The 13,922-nt window shown below is 70.4% G+C and carries 15 protein-coding genes and 1 pseudogene; 5 read left to right on the top strand and 11 right to left on the bottom strand.

The window, feature by feature from the left end; translation table 11 throughout:
* Positions 1-185: hypothetical protein (locus AB0C20_RS19745; RefSeq protein ID WP_357568466.1), on the bottom strand; the 185-nt coding region annotated here is incomplete at its 3' end.
* A 134-nt stretch (positions 186-319) separates the two neighbouring features.
* Between AB0C20_RS19745 and AB0C20_RS19740 the strand changes: the two genes are divergently transcribed.
* Positions 320-1,909 carry a phospholipase D-like domain-containing protein gene (locus AB0C20_RS19740; protein ID WP_357568464.1) on the top strand — a complete coding sequence of 530 codons (1,590 nt, stop codon included), beginning with the start codon at positions 320-322 and terminating at the stop codon, positions 1,907-1,909.
* On the opposite strand, the gene AB0C20_RS19735 is transcribed toward AB0C20_RS19740, so the two are convergent.
* Positions 1,858-2,607: a hypothetical protein gene (locus AB0C20_RS19735; RefSeq protein WP_357568463.1), complete on the bottom strand. Its 750-nt coding sequence runs from the start codon at positions 2,605-2,607 to the stop codon at positions 1,858-1,860. The two genes, AB0C20_RS19740 and AB0C20_RS19735, sit on opposite strands and share 52 nt — an antisense overlap.
* 387 nt (positions 2,608-2,994) lie before the next feature.
* On the opposite strand from AB0C20_RS19735, the gene AB0C20_RS19730 reads away from it, so the two are divergent.
* On the top strand, positions 2,995-3,819 hold the full coding sequence (locus AB0C20_RS19730) for a SigB/SigF/SigG family RNA polymerase sigma factor (protein WP_091401616.1): 825 nt from the start codon (positions 2,995-2,997) through the stop codon (positions 3,817-3,819).
* Between the two features lie 125 nt (positions 3,820-3,944).
* Here the strand turns inward: AB0C20_RS19730 and AB0C20_RS19725 are convergent, their stop codons facing one another.
* The 3 genes from AB0C20_RS19725 to AB0C20_RS19715 are packed head-to-tail and all read right to left on the bottom strand — an operon-like array spanning position 3,945 to position 6,718.
* Complete coding sequence (locus tag AB0C20_RS19725) at positions 3,945-4,535, bottom strand: GNAT family N-acetyltransferase (RefSeq protein WP_357187376.1); 591 nt, start codon at positions 4,533-4,535, stop codon at positions 3,945-3,947.
* Complete coding sequence (locus tag AB0C20_RS19720) at positions 4,532-6,043, bottom strand: APC family permease (RefSeq protein WP_238682901.1); 1,512 nt, start codon at positions 6,041-6,043, stop codon at positions 4,532-4,534. The genes AB0C20_RS19725 and AB0C20_RS19720 overlap by 4 nt, the downstream gene beginning before the upstream one ends.
* 48 nt (positions 6,044-6,091) lie before the next feature.
* Complete coding sequence (locus AB0C20_RS19715) at positions 6,092-6,718, bottom strand: GPP34 family phosphoprotein (protein WP_357187380.1); 627 nt, start codon at positions 6,716-6,718, stop codon at positions 6,092-6,094.
* A gap of 183 nt (positions 6,719-6,901) precedes the next feature.
* Between AB0C20_RS19715 and AB0C20_RS19710 the strand changes: the two genes are divergently transcribed.
* The 3 genes and pseudogenes from AB0C20_RS19710 to AB0C20_RS19700 form a co-directional block, all read left to right on the top strand.
* Positions 6,902-7,726, top strand: coding sequence for a helix-turn-helix transcriptional regulator (locus AB0C20_RS19710; RefSeq protein ID WP_357187489.1), 825 nt, complete (start codon positions 6,902-6,904; stop codon positions 7,724-7,726).
* Positions 7,727-7,767: 41 nt separating this feature from the next.
* Positions 7,768-7,968 (top strand): DUF397 domain-containing protein, encoded by a 201-nt coding sequence (locus tag AB0C20_RS19705; RefSeq protein WP_355423608.1) that lies wholly within the window; start codon positions 7,768-7,770, stop codon positions 7,966-7,968.
* 28 nt (positions 7,969-7,996) lie between these two features.
* Positions 7,997-9,061: pseudogene (locus tag AB0C20_RS19700) on the top strand (helicase-related protein); the annotation flags it as partial.
* A gap of 104 nt (positions 9,062-9,165) precedes the next feature.
* On the opposite strand, the gene AB0C20_RS19695 reads toward AB0C20_RS19700, so the two are convergent.
* The 6 genes from AB0C20_RS19695 to AB0C20_RS19670 form a co-directional block, all read right to left on the bottom strand.
* Positions 9,166-9,900: a VOC family protein gene (locus tag AB0C20_RS19695; RefSeq protein ID WP_357177370.1), complete on the bottom strand. Its 735-nt coding sequence runs from the start codon at positions 9,898-9,900 to the stop codon at positions 9,166-9,168.
* Positions 9,901-10,214: 314 nt separating this feature from the next.
* On the bottom strand, positions 10,215-10,565 hold the full coding sequence (locus AB0C20_RS19690; protein ID WP_357568462.1) for a hypothetical protein: 351 nt from the start codon (positions 10,563-10,565) through the stop codon (positions 10,215-10,217).
* A gap of 28 nt (positions 10,566-10,593) precedes the next feature.
* Positions 10,594-10,926, bottom strand: coding sequence for a hypothetical protein (locus AB0C20_RS19685; protein ID WP_357568461.1), 333 nt, complete (start codon positions 10,924-10,926; stop codon positions 10,594-10,596).
* A gap of 227 nt (positions 10,927-11,153) precedes the next feature.
* On the bottom strand, positions 11,154-11,510 hold the full coding sequence (locus tag AB0C20_RS19680; protein ID WP_357177378.1) for a DNA polymerase ligase N-terminal domain-containing protein: 357 nt from the start codon (positions 11,508-11,510) through the stop codon (positions 11,154-11,156).
* 50 nt (positions 11,511-11,560) lie between these two features.
* Positions 11,561-12,673: a Gfo/Idh/MocA family oxidoreductase gene (locus tag AB0C20_RS19675; RefSeq protein WP_357568460.1), complete on the bottom strand. Its 1,113-nt coding sequence runs from the start codon at positions 12,671-12,673 to the stop codon at positions 11,561-11,563.
* Positions 12,643-13,353: a ThuA domain-containing protein gene (locus AB0C20_RS19670; RefSeq protein WP_357568459.1), complete on the bottom strand. Its 711-nt coding sequence runs from the start codon at positions 13,351-13,353 to the stop codon at positions 12,643-12,645. Before AB0C20_RS19670 ends, AB0C20_RS19675 begins: the two co-directional genes overlap by 31 nt.
* Between the last annotated feature and the right edge of the window lie 569 nt (positions 13,354-13,922).

The raw sequence follows: 13,922 nt of genomic DNA, 5'->3' as shown, positions 1-13,922 counted from the left end.
CCACACGACGACGATCCCCGGTGGCGGCCGGTGCCGGAGGGGCACCTCGTCGTCGCCACCGCGGGCGCAAAAATCCCGGCAACACCCAGAATTACCATCACCAACACCGCTACCAGCGCACCCCGTTCGCTCTCCACCGCCGGCTCGCGGTTCTCGGTCACGGGATTCGTCGTGTCGCGGGGCATGGTGTGGCCTCCTCGGCTGTTGTCGCGTCGCTTCCGATGGCGTTGGCCAGGTCACCGGTCTGGGGGCCTGGCGTGCGGACCCGCGTCGGGGGTCCTACCGTGAGGACGTTGCCGACCTCCAGGGGGGCTGGACGGTGCTCTTGCAAGACTGGTTCCTCACCGCTGAGGAACGCGCCAACCCGGTCTCTGGCATACCCGTGTGGACCACGGGAAACCTCGCCGAGCCGTTGATTCACGGTGCGGCGTACTTCGACCGACTGGTCGACGAGGTCGAGGCCCTGGGGCCCGGCGACCACCTGTTCTTCACCGACTGGCGTGGTGACCCGGACCATCGACTGCGCCCGGACGGTCCGACGGTGGCCCAACTCTTCGCGCAGGCCGCGCAGCGTGGTGTGGTGGTCAAGGGGTTGATCTGGCGCTCGCACCTCGACGTCCTGGCCTACAGCGAGGCCGAGAACCGCGACCTCAGCGAAACGATCTCGGCAGCCGGTGGCGAGGTGCTGCTGGACCAACGGGTCCGGCGCGGCGGCTCGCACCATCAGAAGCTCGTGGTGCTGCGGCACCAGGGCGCGCCGGAGCGGGACGTCGCCTTCGCCGGCGGGATCGACCTGTGCCACAGCCGCCGCGACGACGCCGCGCACCACGGCGACCCGCAACCGGTGCAGATGTCCCCCCGGTACGGACCCAATCCGCCCTGGCACGACGTGCAGCTCGCGGTGCGCGGTCCGGTGGTCGGCGCGTTGGACACCCTGTTCCGGGAACGCTGGACCGACCCGATGCCGCTGGACTCGGAGAACCCGATGGCCTACCTGCGAGACCGGCTGCGCGGCTCGGACCTGCGCCCCGACCCGCTGCCCGAACAGCCGGCCGATCCGCCGCCCTGCGGTCCGCACCAGATCCAGGTGCTGCGCACCTACCCCGCCGTCCGCCCGCGTTACTCGTTCGCACCCGACGGGGAGCGGACCGTGGCCCGGGGTTACACCAAGGCGGTACGCCGGGCCCGCCGGCTCATCTACCTGGAGGACCAGTACCTCTGGTCCGCCGAGGTCGCGGACCTCTTCGCGCACGCTCTGCGGGACAATCCGGACCTGCACCTGATCGCCGTCGTCCCCCGCCACCCGGACGTGGACGGCAAGCTGGCGTTGCCGCCGAACATGGTCGGGCGCGAGCAGGCGCTGTCGCTGTGCGAGCGGGCCGCACCGGACCGGGTGCACGTGTTCGACGTGGAGAACCACGCCGGCGACCCGGTCTACGTGCACGCGAAGGTCTGCGTGGTCGACGACGTGTGGGCCAGCGTGGGCAGCGACAACTTCAACCGGCGGTCCTGGACGCACGACAGCGAGTTGTCCTGCGCCGTGCTCGACGACACCCCGGACCAGCGGGAGCCCACCGACCCCGCCGGGCGGGGCGACGGCGCGCGGAGCTTCGCCCGGGACCTGCGACTGCGGCTGTGGCGCGAGCACCTGGACCGCGACCCGGACGGCGCGGACGACACCGACCTACTGGACCCGGCCGACGCCGTCGCGGCCGTCACGGCCGCCGCCGACGCGCTGCAGCAGTGGTACGACGACGGCCAGGTGGGAGAACGGCCGCCCGGGCGGTTGCGCCCGCACCGCCCCGAGCGGCTGCCGTGGTACACCAGGGCCTGGGCGCTGCCGGTGTACCGGCTGGTCTACGACCCGGACGGCAGGCCGCTGCGGGCGAGACTGGCCGGCACCTGGTGATGCGGTCGGGCCGGCTCCGGCGCGGCGACCCCGTGCACGTTCAGGCCGCCGGGGTAGGCGAACGACGAGCGCGGTGAGTAGTAGCCGAAGCCGATGGTCAGCGGGTTGGCCGGGCGCAGCGCGTACATCGGGTGGCCGGGCTGGAGGAACTCCACCGACTCGATCTCGAACGGGGCGACCGGCTCGGCGACGAACGGGTAGGCCGAGCTGATCAGCTGGCCGTCGCGCCGGGTGAAGTAGCGGTGGTGCCCACTGCTGATCACGTGACCGGTCTCCCCCACCCGACATCGGGCCCGGATCAGCGGCGTGCCGTCGATCTCCGTCTCGGAGACCAGGTCCTCGCCGTTCACGTCGATCCGGGTGCGCCCGGCGATCACCGGGGCGCCGCGAGCGACGGCGTACTCACGGACCCGCCGACTGGAGGCCACGTAGTGGGTCCACCAGCCACCGGCGTTGAGGCCGCCGGGCGCGTCGACGCCCAGCAGTGAGACTCCGAGGTAGGTCAGCGAGTACGCGCCGAAGCCGGAGGTCTGCGTCTCGTCGTCGACGATGTACTGGTTCAGGAAGACCTGCCGGTCGGGACGGGGACAGAGCCCCGGCGGGACCAGCGCGGCGACCGCGTCGGGATCGGCCGGCAGCCAGCTGAAGTAGAGGGTGCGACTGTTCACGACAAGCTGGGGAGCGGCTGGATCGAGCACGGTGCCTCCGAACCGGGTGTGTACACGCGACGCTACGGCCGGTCCCACCAGCGGGACAAGGACGGATAGTCGACACTCCTGGCGACTTGTCGGATTTCATGTTGACCAGTCGACGCGACCCGTGGGCCGATCGGCCGGACCGGCCGGCCGACCGGGCAGCGGACCGCAGCGGACGGTAGCGGGAACAACGGGTAAGGATCCTCACAACGCACCTGGATTCCGCGCCATTTGCCCGTTTTATGGTTCAACACACCTTAAGTACATCAACCTTTCGGCTAGATTTCTGGGAGACGATCAGGTTAAGGTGACTCCCGAACGGCCTATTGGAAGCTAAACCAAAGCGTCACGTCTTTTTTGTCAGCGGACGAGGTGCAGGGAGGACCACCCATGACCGCGCCAACGATCACCGAGCAGCCGAGCGCAGCCGTCAAGGCCACCACCAAGCTCGACCCGCGCGCTCTCACCGACAGCGCCGCCGACCTGCTCAACGCGATGGCGGCGCTGCCCGCCAACCACCCGTCACGCGCCGCGCTGCGGGACCGGGCGATCGAGGCCTGGCTGCCGCTCGCCAACCACCTGGCCCACCGCTACAGCGGGCGCGGCGAGCCGAACGACGACCTGGCGCAGACCGCCGCTATCGGCCTGATCAAGGCCATCGACAAGTTCGACCCCGAGCGCGGTGTCGACTTCGCCGGTTACGCGATCCCCACCATCATCGGCGAGCTCAAGCGGCACTTCCGGGACCGCACCTGGGACATCCGGGTGCCCCGCCGGCTCCAGGAGCTGCGGCTGGCCATCTCCGACGCCAACAGCTCGCTCCTGCAGACCCTCGGCCGCTCGCCGACGGTCGCCGACATCGCCGCGCACCTCAAGCTCACCGAGGAAGAGGTGCTGGAGGGCCTGGAAGGCGCCCGCGCGTACAACGCGGTGTCGCTGTCCACCCCGACCGGCGACGGCGAGCGCGCCACCGAGCTGGGCGACATGCTCGGCGGCGAGGACAGCGAGTTCGAGCTGGCTGAGCTGCGGGTCGCCCTCGGCCCGGCGCTGGCCACCCTCGACGAGCGCGAGCAGAAGATCCTCACGCTGCGCTTCTACGGCAACCTGACCCAGTCGCAGATCGCCGACCAGATCGGTGTCTCGCAGATGCACGTCTCGCGGCTGCTGACCCGGGCGCTGACCAAGCTGCGCGGCCAGCTCGACGGCACGTACTGATCAGTTGACGAGCGGAGGGCCGGGTCCATTGGACCCGGCCCTCCGCTCTTGTCAGTGTTGTCAGTGCTGTCACGTGAGCGTGACAGTGCGACCACAGGACGTGCTGGTCGCGTCGACCGACCGGCTCAGCGCCCGGCCGGCTCCCGCCACATCGGCCAGAACGGCGTCCCGTCGGGCACCCGGAACGGCTCGCCGGCCAGGTAGCCGTGCTTCGCGTACAGGTCCCGGCTGCGCGGGCTGCTCGCTTCCAGGTACGCCGGCATCCCGTTGGCGTCCAGCCAGGCGTGGTGGTGGCGCATCAGCGCGCTCCCCAAGCCCTGCCCCTGCCGGTCGGGCCGGGTCGCCAGGAACGCGAGGTGGTGGTGATCCGGATGCGGGTGGTTCGCCGCGAACAGCTCGTCCAGGTGCTGGAACCGGTCGGTCCACTCGCCGCAGGCGGCGGCCAGTCGGGCGTCGTAGTCCGCCGGGGGCGGCGCCGGCTCACCGACCGACGGAAACCAGACCGCGACCGAGGCCCGGTCCGCTGTGGCGTGGACGATGCCGTGCCGCATCGCGTGTCCGACCAGGATCTCGAAGTCGCCGGCCAGTACCGCCTCCCGCTTACTCGGATCGGGGACCAGCCAGTACGTCACCTCCAGGACGGTGAACGCCTCGGCGATCCGACCCGCCACGAGAGTGGTCTCCTCCGGCCCGAGTTGCTCGATGACCACGCTCATCGGGTCACCTCCACGGCGGCCGGCGCCTCCGGCTTGACGGCGGCCGCGGCGCTCGCCGCCCCCAGGCCGATCCGGGCGTACGTGTCCGGGCGGTTGCTGCGCAGCAGAAGAGCCCAGCCGATGCCCAGCAGGGCGGCCACCGGGTACGCGGCGGGCAGCGCCCAGCGCAGCGTCGAGTCCGGCGCGACGCCGAGCAGGTTGGCGAAGTTCGACACGGCCAACCAGATGATCACGAAGAGCGCGATGGTGGCCAGGCCGGGCGCGATGGCCCGTCGCCAGAGGTTCTCGCCCCCGGCGGAGCGGGCGAAGTAGGCGATCACCGCCACCGAGGTGGTGGCGATCAGCAGCAGGACACCGAAGCCGCCGGTGGTGCCGACCCAGAAGAAGAGCTGGACCACCGGATCCCAGCCGTTGATGGCGTACAGCAGGATGACCAGGAGTCCGAGGACGCTCTGCGCCACCGAGGCGGCCCGCGGCGCCCCGGTACGGGCCGAGGTCTGCCCGAAGACCGCCGGCAGCACCCGCTCCCGACCGAGCGCGAAGGTGTAGCGAGCAGTGGTGTTGTGGAACGAGATCATCGCGGCGAGCACCGAGGTCAGGAAGAGCACCTGCCCGATGGTGACCGCGGTGTCGCCGAGGTGCGCGGCGGCCAGGTTGAAGATGAGCCCGACGCTCTGCTCGCCGGCCTCGGCGACGATCTGGTCCTGCCCGACAGCGACGGTCATGGTCCAGGACGACAGCGCGTACAGCCCGGCGATGATCGCCACCGAGAGGTAGGTGGCCAACGGCACCGTCCGCTTCGGGTCCTTGCTCTCCTCGCTGAAGACCACCGCCGACTCGAAGCCGACGAAGCCGAGTACGGCGAGCACCAGCACCGCGCCGACACCCGGCACGAAGAGGTTGTCCGGTGAGAACGGGGCGAAGCTGACCCCACCGTCGGCCGGGTTGCCGAGCTGTCCCAGGTCGAAGACGAGAACCACCACGATCTCGGCGACCAGCAGCGCGGCCAGGACCATGCCGTTGAGGTCGACCCGGAGCAGGCCGAGCAGGCCGACCAGCGCCCACGCCACCAGGGCCACGACGGCCCAGTGCGGGTGCCCACCGAAGAGCCGGTCGAGCACCGGCTCGGCCGCCACGCCGATGGTGCCGTACAGCCCGACCTGCAACGCGTTGTACGCGATCAGCGCGACCCAGGCGGCGCCCACGCCGGCCGGTCGGCCGAGGCCACGGGAGATGTAGGCGTAGAAGGCGCCGGCGTTCTCCACCCGGCGGGACATCGCCACGTAGCCCACCGAGAAGAGCGCGAGCACCGCGGCGATCAGCAGGAAGGCCAGCGGGATGCCGGTCACCCCGATGACGCCGTAGCCGGTGGTGACGACGCCGGCCACCACTGTCAATGGCGCGGCGGCGGAGAGGACGAAGAAGATCACCGAGGGGATGCCGAGGCGGCCTCGGGCCAGGGCTTCGGAGACGTTGCTGGGTCGGTCGACTGTCGATGTCGGGGGCATACGACTACTCCGATTGACGAGGGGAGGGTTGGGGGTTACCGGAGGGGATCAGGGGATGCCGCGCAGCACGGCGGCGCCGACGGCTGCCTCGGTGTGCCCGACGAGTTCCTTGAGTGGCGCCGGCAGCGCGGGGATGAGGACGTTCAACCTGTGGTGCGCGCGGGGGCCGGCGCTCCACAGCACCTCGCGGGTCAGCCCCGCGGCCACGACCAGGCCGAGCAGCAGGGCGTCCGGCACGCCCGGCGGGTCCGGCCGGTCCAGCAGGGCCCGCAGCCGGGTGGCCGGCCAGGCCACCGCGTTGAGGTCGATCGGCAGGTAGCTGACCGAGGTACGCAGCAGCCGGCGACTCTCCTGGCGGCGCAGCACCCCGGCGCGGGCCAACCGCTCCCCCACCGAGGTCGTGGCGCTCTGCGCCAGGAAACTCAGCCAGGTACGCAGCTCCCGGTGCTGGGACTCCCCGACCAACTGGTCCAGCACGGTGTGCGCCAGGGCATCGGCTGGCGGGCGCCGGTCGATGACGGTGATCTGCCCGGCCGTGACCGTGATGTGTCCATAAAGGATCAGCTCGCCGAGGAGCCCGCCGGCCAGCCCCAACCCGGTCGCCGCCGGGTGCAGCTTGGCCTTGCCGCGACTGTCGTTGTGTGCGATCAGGAAGAACTCGTCGGCGATGAGCAACGGTCCTCCCGCACAGGTATGTCCACAGTGATCGCGACCGGGAAAGGATGCACCGACAGCTACTGCAACGCAACTCCCAGATTCGAAAGTTGCACTCCGTGCATATGCGACCTGCGGATCTTGTCGTGGCAGACTCGGACGGTGACCGCCACCCCCGCCATCCGACCCGCCGCCAGCCCGACAGTGCGGCGACGCCGCATCGCCCGGGAACTCCGCCAACTTCGGGAACGCGCGGGCATGACCCTCGATGTGGCAGCCCGTCAGCTCGACATGTCGAAGAGCAACCTCTCCCGGATCGAGACCGCGCAGATCGGCATCAAACCGCGTGATGTCCGGGCCGCCCTCGCGCTGTACCAGGTGACCGGTTCGGATGCCGAGGCGCTGATCGAGATCGCCCGGGGGGCACAGCAGCGCGGCTGGTGGCAGAACTACAGCGACGTGCTCCCCGAGTGGTTCGAGTTCTACGTCGGGCTGGAGGCCGAGGCGGCGACGCTGCGCACGTACGAGGCCGAGTCGGTGCCCGGGCTTCTGCAGACCGAGGCGTACGCCCGGGAGATCTTCCGGCGCACCGCCGGTGAGGACGGTCTGGAGCGCAAGATCGCCGCCCGACTGCGCCGACAGGAGGTGCTGCGCCGCGAGGAGCCGGTCGATCTGTCGGTGATCCTCAACGAGGCGGTGCTCCTGCGCCCGGTCGGCGGCGCCGCGGTGATGGCCGAACAACTGGTCCACATGAGCCGGATCGCACAACTACCCAACGTGACAATCCAGGTACTTCCCTTCACCGCTGGAGGGCATCCCGCGATGAGCACCCCGTACGTGATCCTCAACTTCGCCGATGCCGCCGACGCGTCAGTGGTTTACCTGGATAACCTCACGATGGGGCTGGCTCTGGAGGAAGCCGATCATGTGCTCGGGTATAGCCTTCTGCACGAGGAGCTGTGCCGGATGGCGCTCGATCCGACGGCGTCGTTGACCCGTCTTGAGCATGCTTCTCGTAACTTTGCGTGACCGCTTCTGCGGCACGCCGACGCAGACGAGAGGTACCGCGGATGACGGCGTACGACCTGACCCGAGCGGACTGGCGCACCAGCACGCGCAGCAGCGGCAACGGCAACTGCGTGGAGGTCGCGACAGTCGATGGTCAGGTCGCCGTCCGGGACAGCAAGGACCGCTCCGGTCCGGTGCTCGCCTTCGGTGCGGCAGCCTGGCGGGCCTTCGTGCTCGGCGTCGGCGAGGTCCGTCGCTCCTGACGCACCCGCCCCGGTGCGAGACTGGGCCGTGCTCTCCGACGTAACAGTTGACCTGCCGGTCCGTCCGGTGCTGCCGGCGCTTGTCGCGGCACTCGACGCGGCCGGCGCCGGTGTGCTGGTGGCCCCGCCGGGCACCGGCAAGACCACCCTCGCGCCGCTGGCCGTGGCCGACCGGGTTACCGGTCGGGTGGTGATCGCCCAACCCCGCCGGGTGGCGGCCCGTGCCGCCGCCCGGCGCATGGCCGAGCTTCTCGGCGAGCGGGTCGGTGAGCGGGTCGGCTACGCGGTACGCGGCGAGCGCCGGGTCGGCCCGGCCACCCGGATCGAGGTGGTCACCACCGGCCTGCTGGTCCGCCGGCTGCACCACGACCCGGAGCTCCCCGGCACGGGTGCCGTGCTGCTCGACGAGTGCCACGAACGCCAACTCGACGCCGACCTCGCGCTGGCCTTCACAGTGGAGGCGCGTGCCACCCTCCGGCCGGATCTCTGGCTGCTGGCGATGTCGGCGACCCCGGACACCGACCGGTTCGCCGCGCTGCTGGGCGGGCCCACCCCGGCACCTGTCGTACGGGCCGACTCGGCGTTGCACCCGGTGGAGCGGATCTGGGTGCCCCCGGCGCGCCCGATCGCCCCGCCCGGGGCCGGGCCGGTGGACCGGGCCCTGCTCGACCACGTGGCCGCCACCGTCCGGCGGGCGCTGCGCGAGCACGACGGCGACGTGCTCGTCTTCCTGCCCGGGGCCGGCGAGATCGCGGCGGTCACCGGCCGGCTCGCCGACCTGCGGGACGCTGTCGCGCTGCTGCCGCTGCACGGCCGTCAACGCGGCACCGAGCAGGACGCCGCGCTGCGTCGCGCGGACCGACGGCGGGTGGTGCTGGCCACCGCGCTGGCCGAGACCAGTCTGACGGTGCCGGGTGTGCGGATCGTTGTGGACGCCGGGCTGTCCCGGGTGCCCCGGATCGACCTGGCCCGCGGGCTGGGCGCGCTGGTCACAGTGCCGGTCTCCCGCGCCGCCGCCACCCAGCGGGCCGGCCGGGCCGGCCGGGAAGCCCCCGGGTACGTCTACCGCTGCTGGTCGGCGGCGACCCACGATGTCGCGGTGGGACCTCGTTCCACCACTTTTCGCCACAATAGGGCCGTTGCCCGAACTCGGTCGGCGACTGTCCGGTTCTCCGTCGGCAGGGCGTCGCCGGTTGGTCAGCTCGGGGTGAGGAGGCAGAACTCGTTGCCCTCCGGGTCGGCGAGCACCCGCCAGGGGACGTCCTGCCCCAGGTCGATGGGGGTCGCGCCGAGACTCCGGAGCCTGGTTTCCTCGGCCTCCGGGTCGTCACCGGGGTACGGGCGGACGTCGAGGTGGACGCGGTTCCACACGCTCTTCACGTCAGGGGTACGGACGAACTCCAGGTAGGGGCCGACGCCCTTGGCGGAGCGCAGTCTCGCACCCTGATCGGTCACCTCGTGCAGTGTCCAATCCGTGGCCTCGCTCCAGAACCGGGCCATGGCTCGCGGGTCAGCACAGTCGACCACCACGGCGGCGATCGGTCCGGTGTCCCGGTAGAGCTCACGGGGCTCCAACACGCAGAACTCGTTGCCCTCCGGGTCGGCCATGACTGTCCACGGCACGTCACCCTGGCCCACGTCGGCAACGGTTGCGCCGAGATCCGTCAGGCGGGCGACCACCTGCGCCTGGTGGGCCGCCGAGGTGGTGGCGAGGTCCACGTGTACGCGGTTCTTCACCGTCTTGGGCTCCGAGGAGACGACGAGGTCGACGCAGACGGCGACGGGGTCAGGGTAGACGAAGCCCTCAGGTTCGAGGTTGGTCACGCCGGGGCCCTCGCTGGAGATTTCCCAACCCAAGGTTTGCGCCCAGAAACCGCCCAGCGCGGAGTCGTCCCGAGCCTTCATGTTGATCTGAACAAGCCGTGTCGCCATGCCGTGATGCTAGGGCCTGTCGAGCCGGCGGTAGCACCCGACCTGTAGTCAGGGACGGGTTCACACCGATCGCCGGCACAGCCGGGCCGCCACAACGTGTCCGGCGCATCCACGCCTGGCGAATCGCTACCACACGTCCAGAACGGTCTCTATCCGTACGGCCAGCACCAGATCCATGCTGCCGTCGACGGCCACACTGACAACCGCGCTACCCGGTGACTGTGCCAGCCGGACCACCAGCGTGGGCGCCCCGGCCAGCGGGTACTCGAACCAACGGTCGGCTGTCTCGTCGTTCGTGTCATCGAGCGCGCCGGTCAGAGCTGCCTCGTCGAGTTCGTCATACGCGTACCCGATGTAGGCGCTGATCTGCCGGCACTGGCCAGAACAGCGAGTGCGCTGATGCCTTCCCAGCCGAAAGGCACTGCCATGCCGACGAATCGATCGGCGAGACCGGGGTGGCCCCACGGCTGCCGCCAACCCAGATCGTCGTGCCACGGAGCGATCATGTCGGCGAGGTCTGGCCAGCGGCGAAGCACCTCGGCGCGGAAGGCCAGAACGCGGGCATTCGGCACGAGACCATCCGCCGACTCGTCCGCGAGCCGATCAGCCAGCTGACGAGGATCCTCCGCTGCCCCGGACGGCCAGAAGTACAGGTCGTAGCTCACGCGGGAAGCGTATGTCGCAAGTCTGGGTTCAGAAGTCCAGCGTTCGTAGCCACCAGGGGAGGCAGGGGTCGGCGAACGGGTTGTTCAGCCATAGTCTCTGGCGACTCTCGTCGGCCGGAGTGACAAGTCGACGCAGCTCCCGGCGGGCCTTATGGGAGACCCGGCCGAAGGCGATGTCGATGACGGCGCGGGGATCATCTGAGTTGGCTCGCCAGTCGTAGTCACTGTGCCAGGGGACCTGGGTGCGGGGACAGCCGTAGCCGCGATCCTTACCCGGCGGTCGACACCAGGTCACGATGGCGGAGGCGGTCCAGTTGTCCGGCCAGTTGTAGAGGCGGTCGAGCACGCGAAGCTGTCGCATTGTCGAGGCGGACAGGCCAGGCACATCGAGCCGAATCTTGATTCGGTGTGCGGGCCAGGGAGCCTGCGGTTGTCGCCGGTGGTGACGTTTGTGGGTGGCTCGAACGGCGGCAGGGGGCCGACGGGGCATGCGCACTTCCCGAAACGTGGTCGCCGCCCATCATCTGGTGTGCAGCCACACCGTGTCCAGGCCGTCCCGGTACAGGCACCACTGGAGCCGGTGACCAACTATCCGTGCTCGTCAGGGGGCTGCTCCTTCGTCAGGTGCAGCAGCCATCCCTCGCCGGTGCGGATGAGCGCGTAGCGACGGCGACCGGCGCGGCCGTGCAACGTGAACAGCATCCGGCGGTCGGTGCGGTCGTGCTCCTCCCAGGTGCCGATGTCGGCGATCGACTTGTCGACGTCCTCGTAGGTGAGGTGATCGAGGTCGTGGTCGGGCACGGCGATCGCGAGGCGGTTGTCGCTGGGGCTGTCCGGAAGACCGCGGGGCACTGCCCACGAGCGCAGCACACCGTCTTCTTCGAGTCGCAGGTCGAAGTGCGGTCGTGGCTTGCGGTGGTGATGCAGGACGAAGGCGGGTGCCACTCCCCCATTGTCGGCGCCGGCCGGCCCTTCCGCCCGTCGACGCGGCCACCTCACCAGGCCCGGTACGCCGTCCAGTCCTCGATCTGCGTGAGCGGAACCGGCACGGGCCGCTCCACCACTGTCGTCAGCTCGATCCGCCGGCCCTCGGCCGCCGACCGGAGCAGGCTGGTCATGGTTTCGAGTACGTGCAGTGCGACGTCGCCGCCAGCGCGCGGTGGGCGCTGATCGTCGGCCCTGACCAGGTCGATCAGACCGATGCCCCGGGAAGCCTCGGCGTAACCGGCCCGCGGATCGAGAGCGCGCCATTCGGTGTCGCCGAGCGCGAAGAGACGGACTTCACCGTCGAAGTAGTTCGGATCGGGTACGGCGAGCGTGCCGGCCTCGCCGTGCACCTCGATCGGCGCGGCCGTCGTCCGGACGCCGTCGAAGCTCGTCGTGATGGTGGAGAGCGCACCGTTGGTGTGCTCGAGTACGCCGGTGAGGTGAGTGTCCACCCCCACCGGGATCCGCTGCCCGGTGCGGGGGCCCGAGCCGATGACGCGCTCGGCGCGCAGGCGGCTGGCGGCTCCGGTCACCGCCCGGACCGGCCCGAGCAGGTGGATGAGCGCCGAGATGTAGTACGGCCCCATGTCCAGCAGCGGGCCGCCGCCCGGGGCGTAGTAGAAGTCAGGATTGGGATGCCAGCGTTCGTGTCCCGGAGTGACCATGACGGCCGACGCGGACATCGGGCGGCCGATGAGCCCGCCGTCGATCGCCGACCGCGCCGTCTGCGTACCCGTACCCAAAACGGTGTCCGGCGCGCATCCGACGCGGACACCGGCCGACGCGGCACGTTCGATGATCGAGCGACCGTCCGAGAACGTCACGGCGAGCGGCTTTTCCCCATACACGTTCTTGCCGGCGTCGATAGCGCCCAGCGAGATGTCGGCATGGGCGGCAGGGATGGTGAGGTTGAGCACGGTCTGCACGTCCGGGCGGGCGAGCAGACGCTCGACGCTCATCGCCTCGGCTCCAGGAATCGTGGCCGCGACCTCGGACGACCGGGCGGCGTCGAGGTCCGCCACCGCGACGATGTCGACCTCGGGGTGGGCCGCGAGCGTGTCCAGGTACGCGCGGGAGATGACCCCCAGACCTATGACGCCGACGCGGTGCGGGTCGCCCACACCATCCCCCTCTCGATCACGGTACGGACATCCGCGTGCTCCAGCACGTCGAGGCTGTGCCCCGGGGTCGTCACGACGACGCGCCCGGCACCCCACTGTCGGGTCCAGATCGCCGGTGAGGTGACCGGCCGACGCCACGGATGCCAGGCCTGCGTCGGGTGGGTGGTCACGGCCAGCACGTCGATCAGGTCATCGTGCAGCACCCAGTACTGTTCGGTGACCAGGTCGAAGTCCTCGATGCCCGCGGTGATCGGGTGCTCCCGGCCGAGGTCGGTGACGCGCACCGTGTGCGGCAGGAAGTTGTCCTCCGGGCCACCGTGGCGCTCACACGGCTCCCGGCCCGGATGGGTCGCGAACTGGCCGCCCACCAGGTGCAGGTATTCGGATGACGCGCGGAACGAGTCGACGATGCCGCCGTGCCAGCCGGTGAAGCCCGTGCCGGCGATGACCGCCGCGCTGAGGCCCGCCACCTGGTCCGCGGTGATCTGCGACATCGTCATGCACTGCACGACGAGGTCGGTCTCGGCCATCTCGGCGGCGTCGGCGTAGATCTCCGTCGACTCCTCGACCCGTACGGCGTAGCCGCTACGTTCGAGGAAGGGGAGGAACAACTCCGTCGCCTTGACCGGCTGGTGCCCCTCCCAACCGCCCCGAACCACCAGTGCTCTCCGCTGCGCCACCGTCGCTCCCTCCCACGGTCCGTCGCCACCGGGCTGGCCGCTCCCGCCCCGACGACGTGCCGCCGATGCCCGTACGTGTCGAGCACCGAAACCCTACCCGTGGCCGACGACAAAGCCGACGTACGCCGGCTTCCGGATTCCACTGTGCACGGTCGGCTTACGTGTGCACAGTCGGCTTACGTGTGCACGGTCGGCTTACGCCGCGCCACGAACGGCGCAGAGGTTCCGGGCCGGCCGGGTCGGGATCTTGAGCGCCGCAGTGGGATCTGCTGATCAACCGCTACGGCGGTTGCCATACTGGCGAGGGCTCTGGACTGAGCCGCGGCCACCGAGGTGCTGACCCTTTCCATGCGGCTGCGGCGAGGCGACCTTGCCTTTCGCGCGTCGGGCGGCCCGATTCGTGGGAGCGGCCGACGCCTCCGCCTCCGCCTCGGCCTCGGTCTCGGCCGTTGCTGAGGTGTCGGCAGCCACCGCGGGGTCGTCTTGGGCGGGTTCGGGCTCCGGCATCGGCTTCTCCTTGGATGTGGTGGGGTCCTGTGCGCCGTCGACGGCCGGCGGACGCGGACTGA

Source organism: Micromonospora sp. NPDC048843 (assembly GCF_040649965.1).
GTDB lineage: Bacteria > Actinomycetota > Actinomycetes > Mycobacteriales > Micromonosporaceae > Micromonospora > Micromonospora hortensis.
The sequence above is the reverse complement of the archived record's forward strand: the minus strand, read 5'-3'. Positions and strand labels throughout refer to the sequence as shown.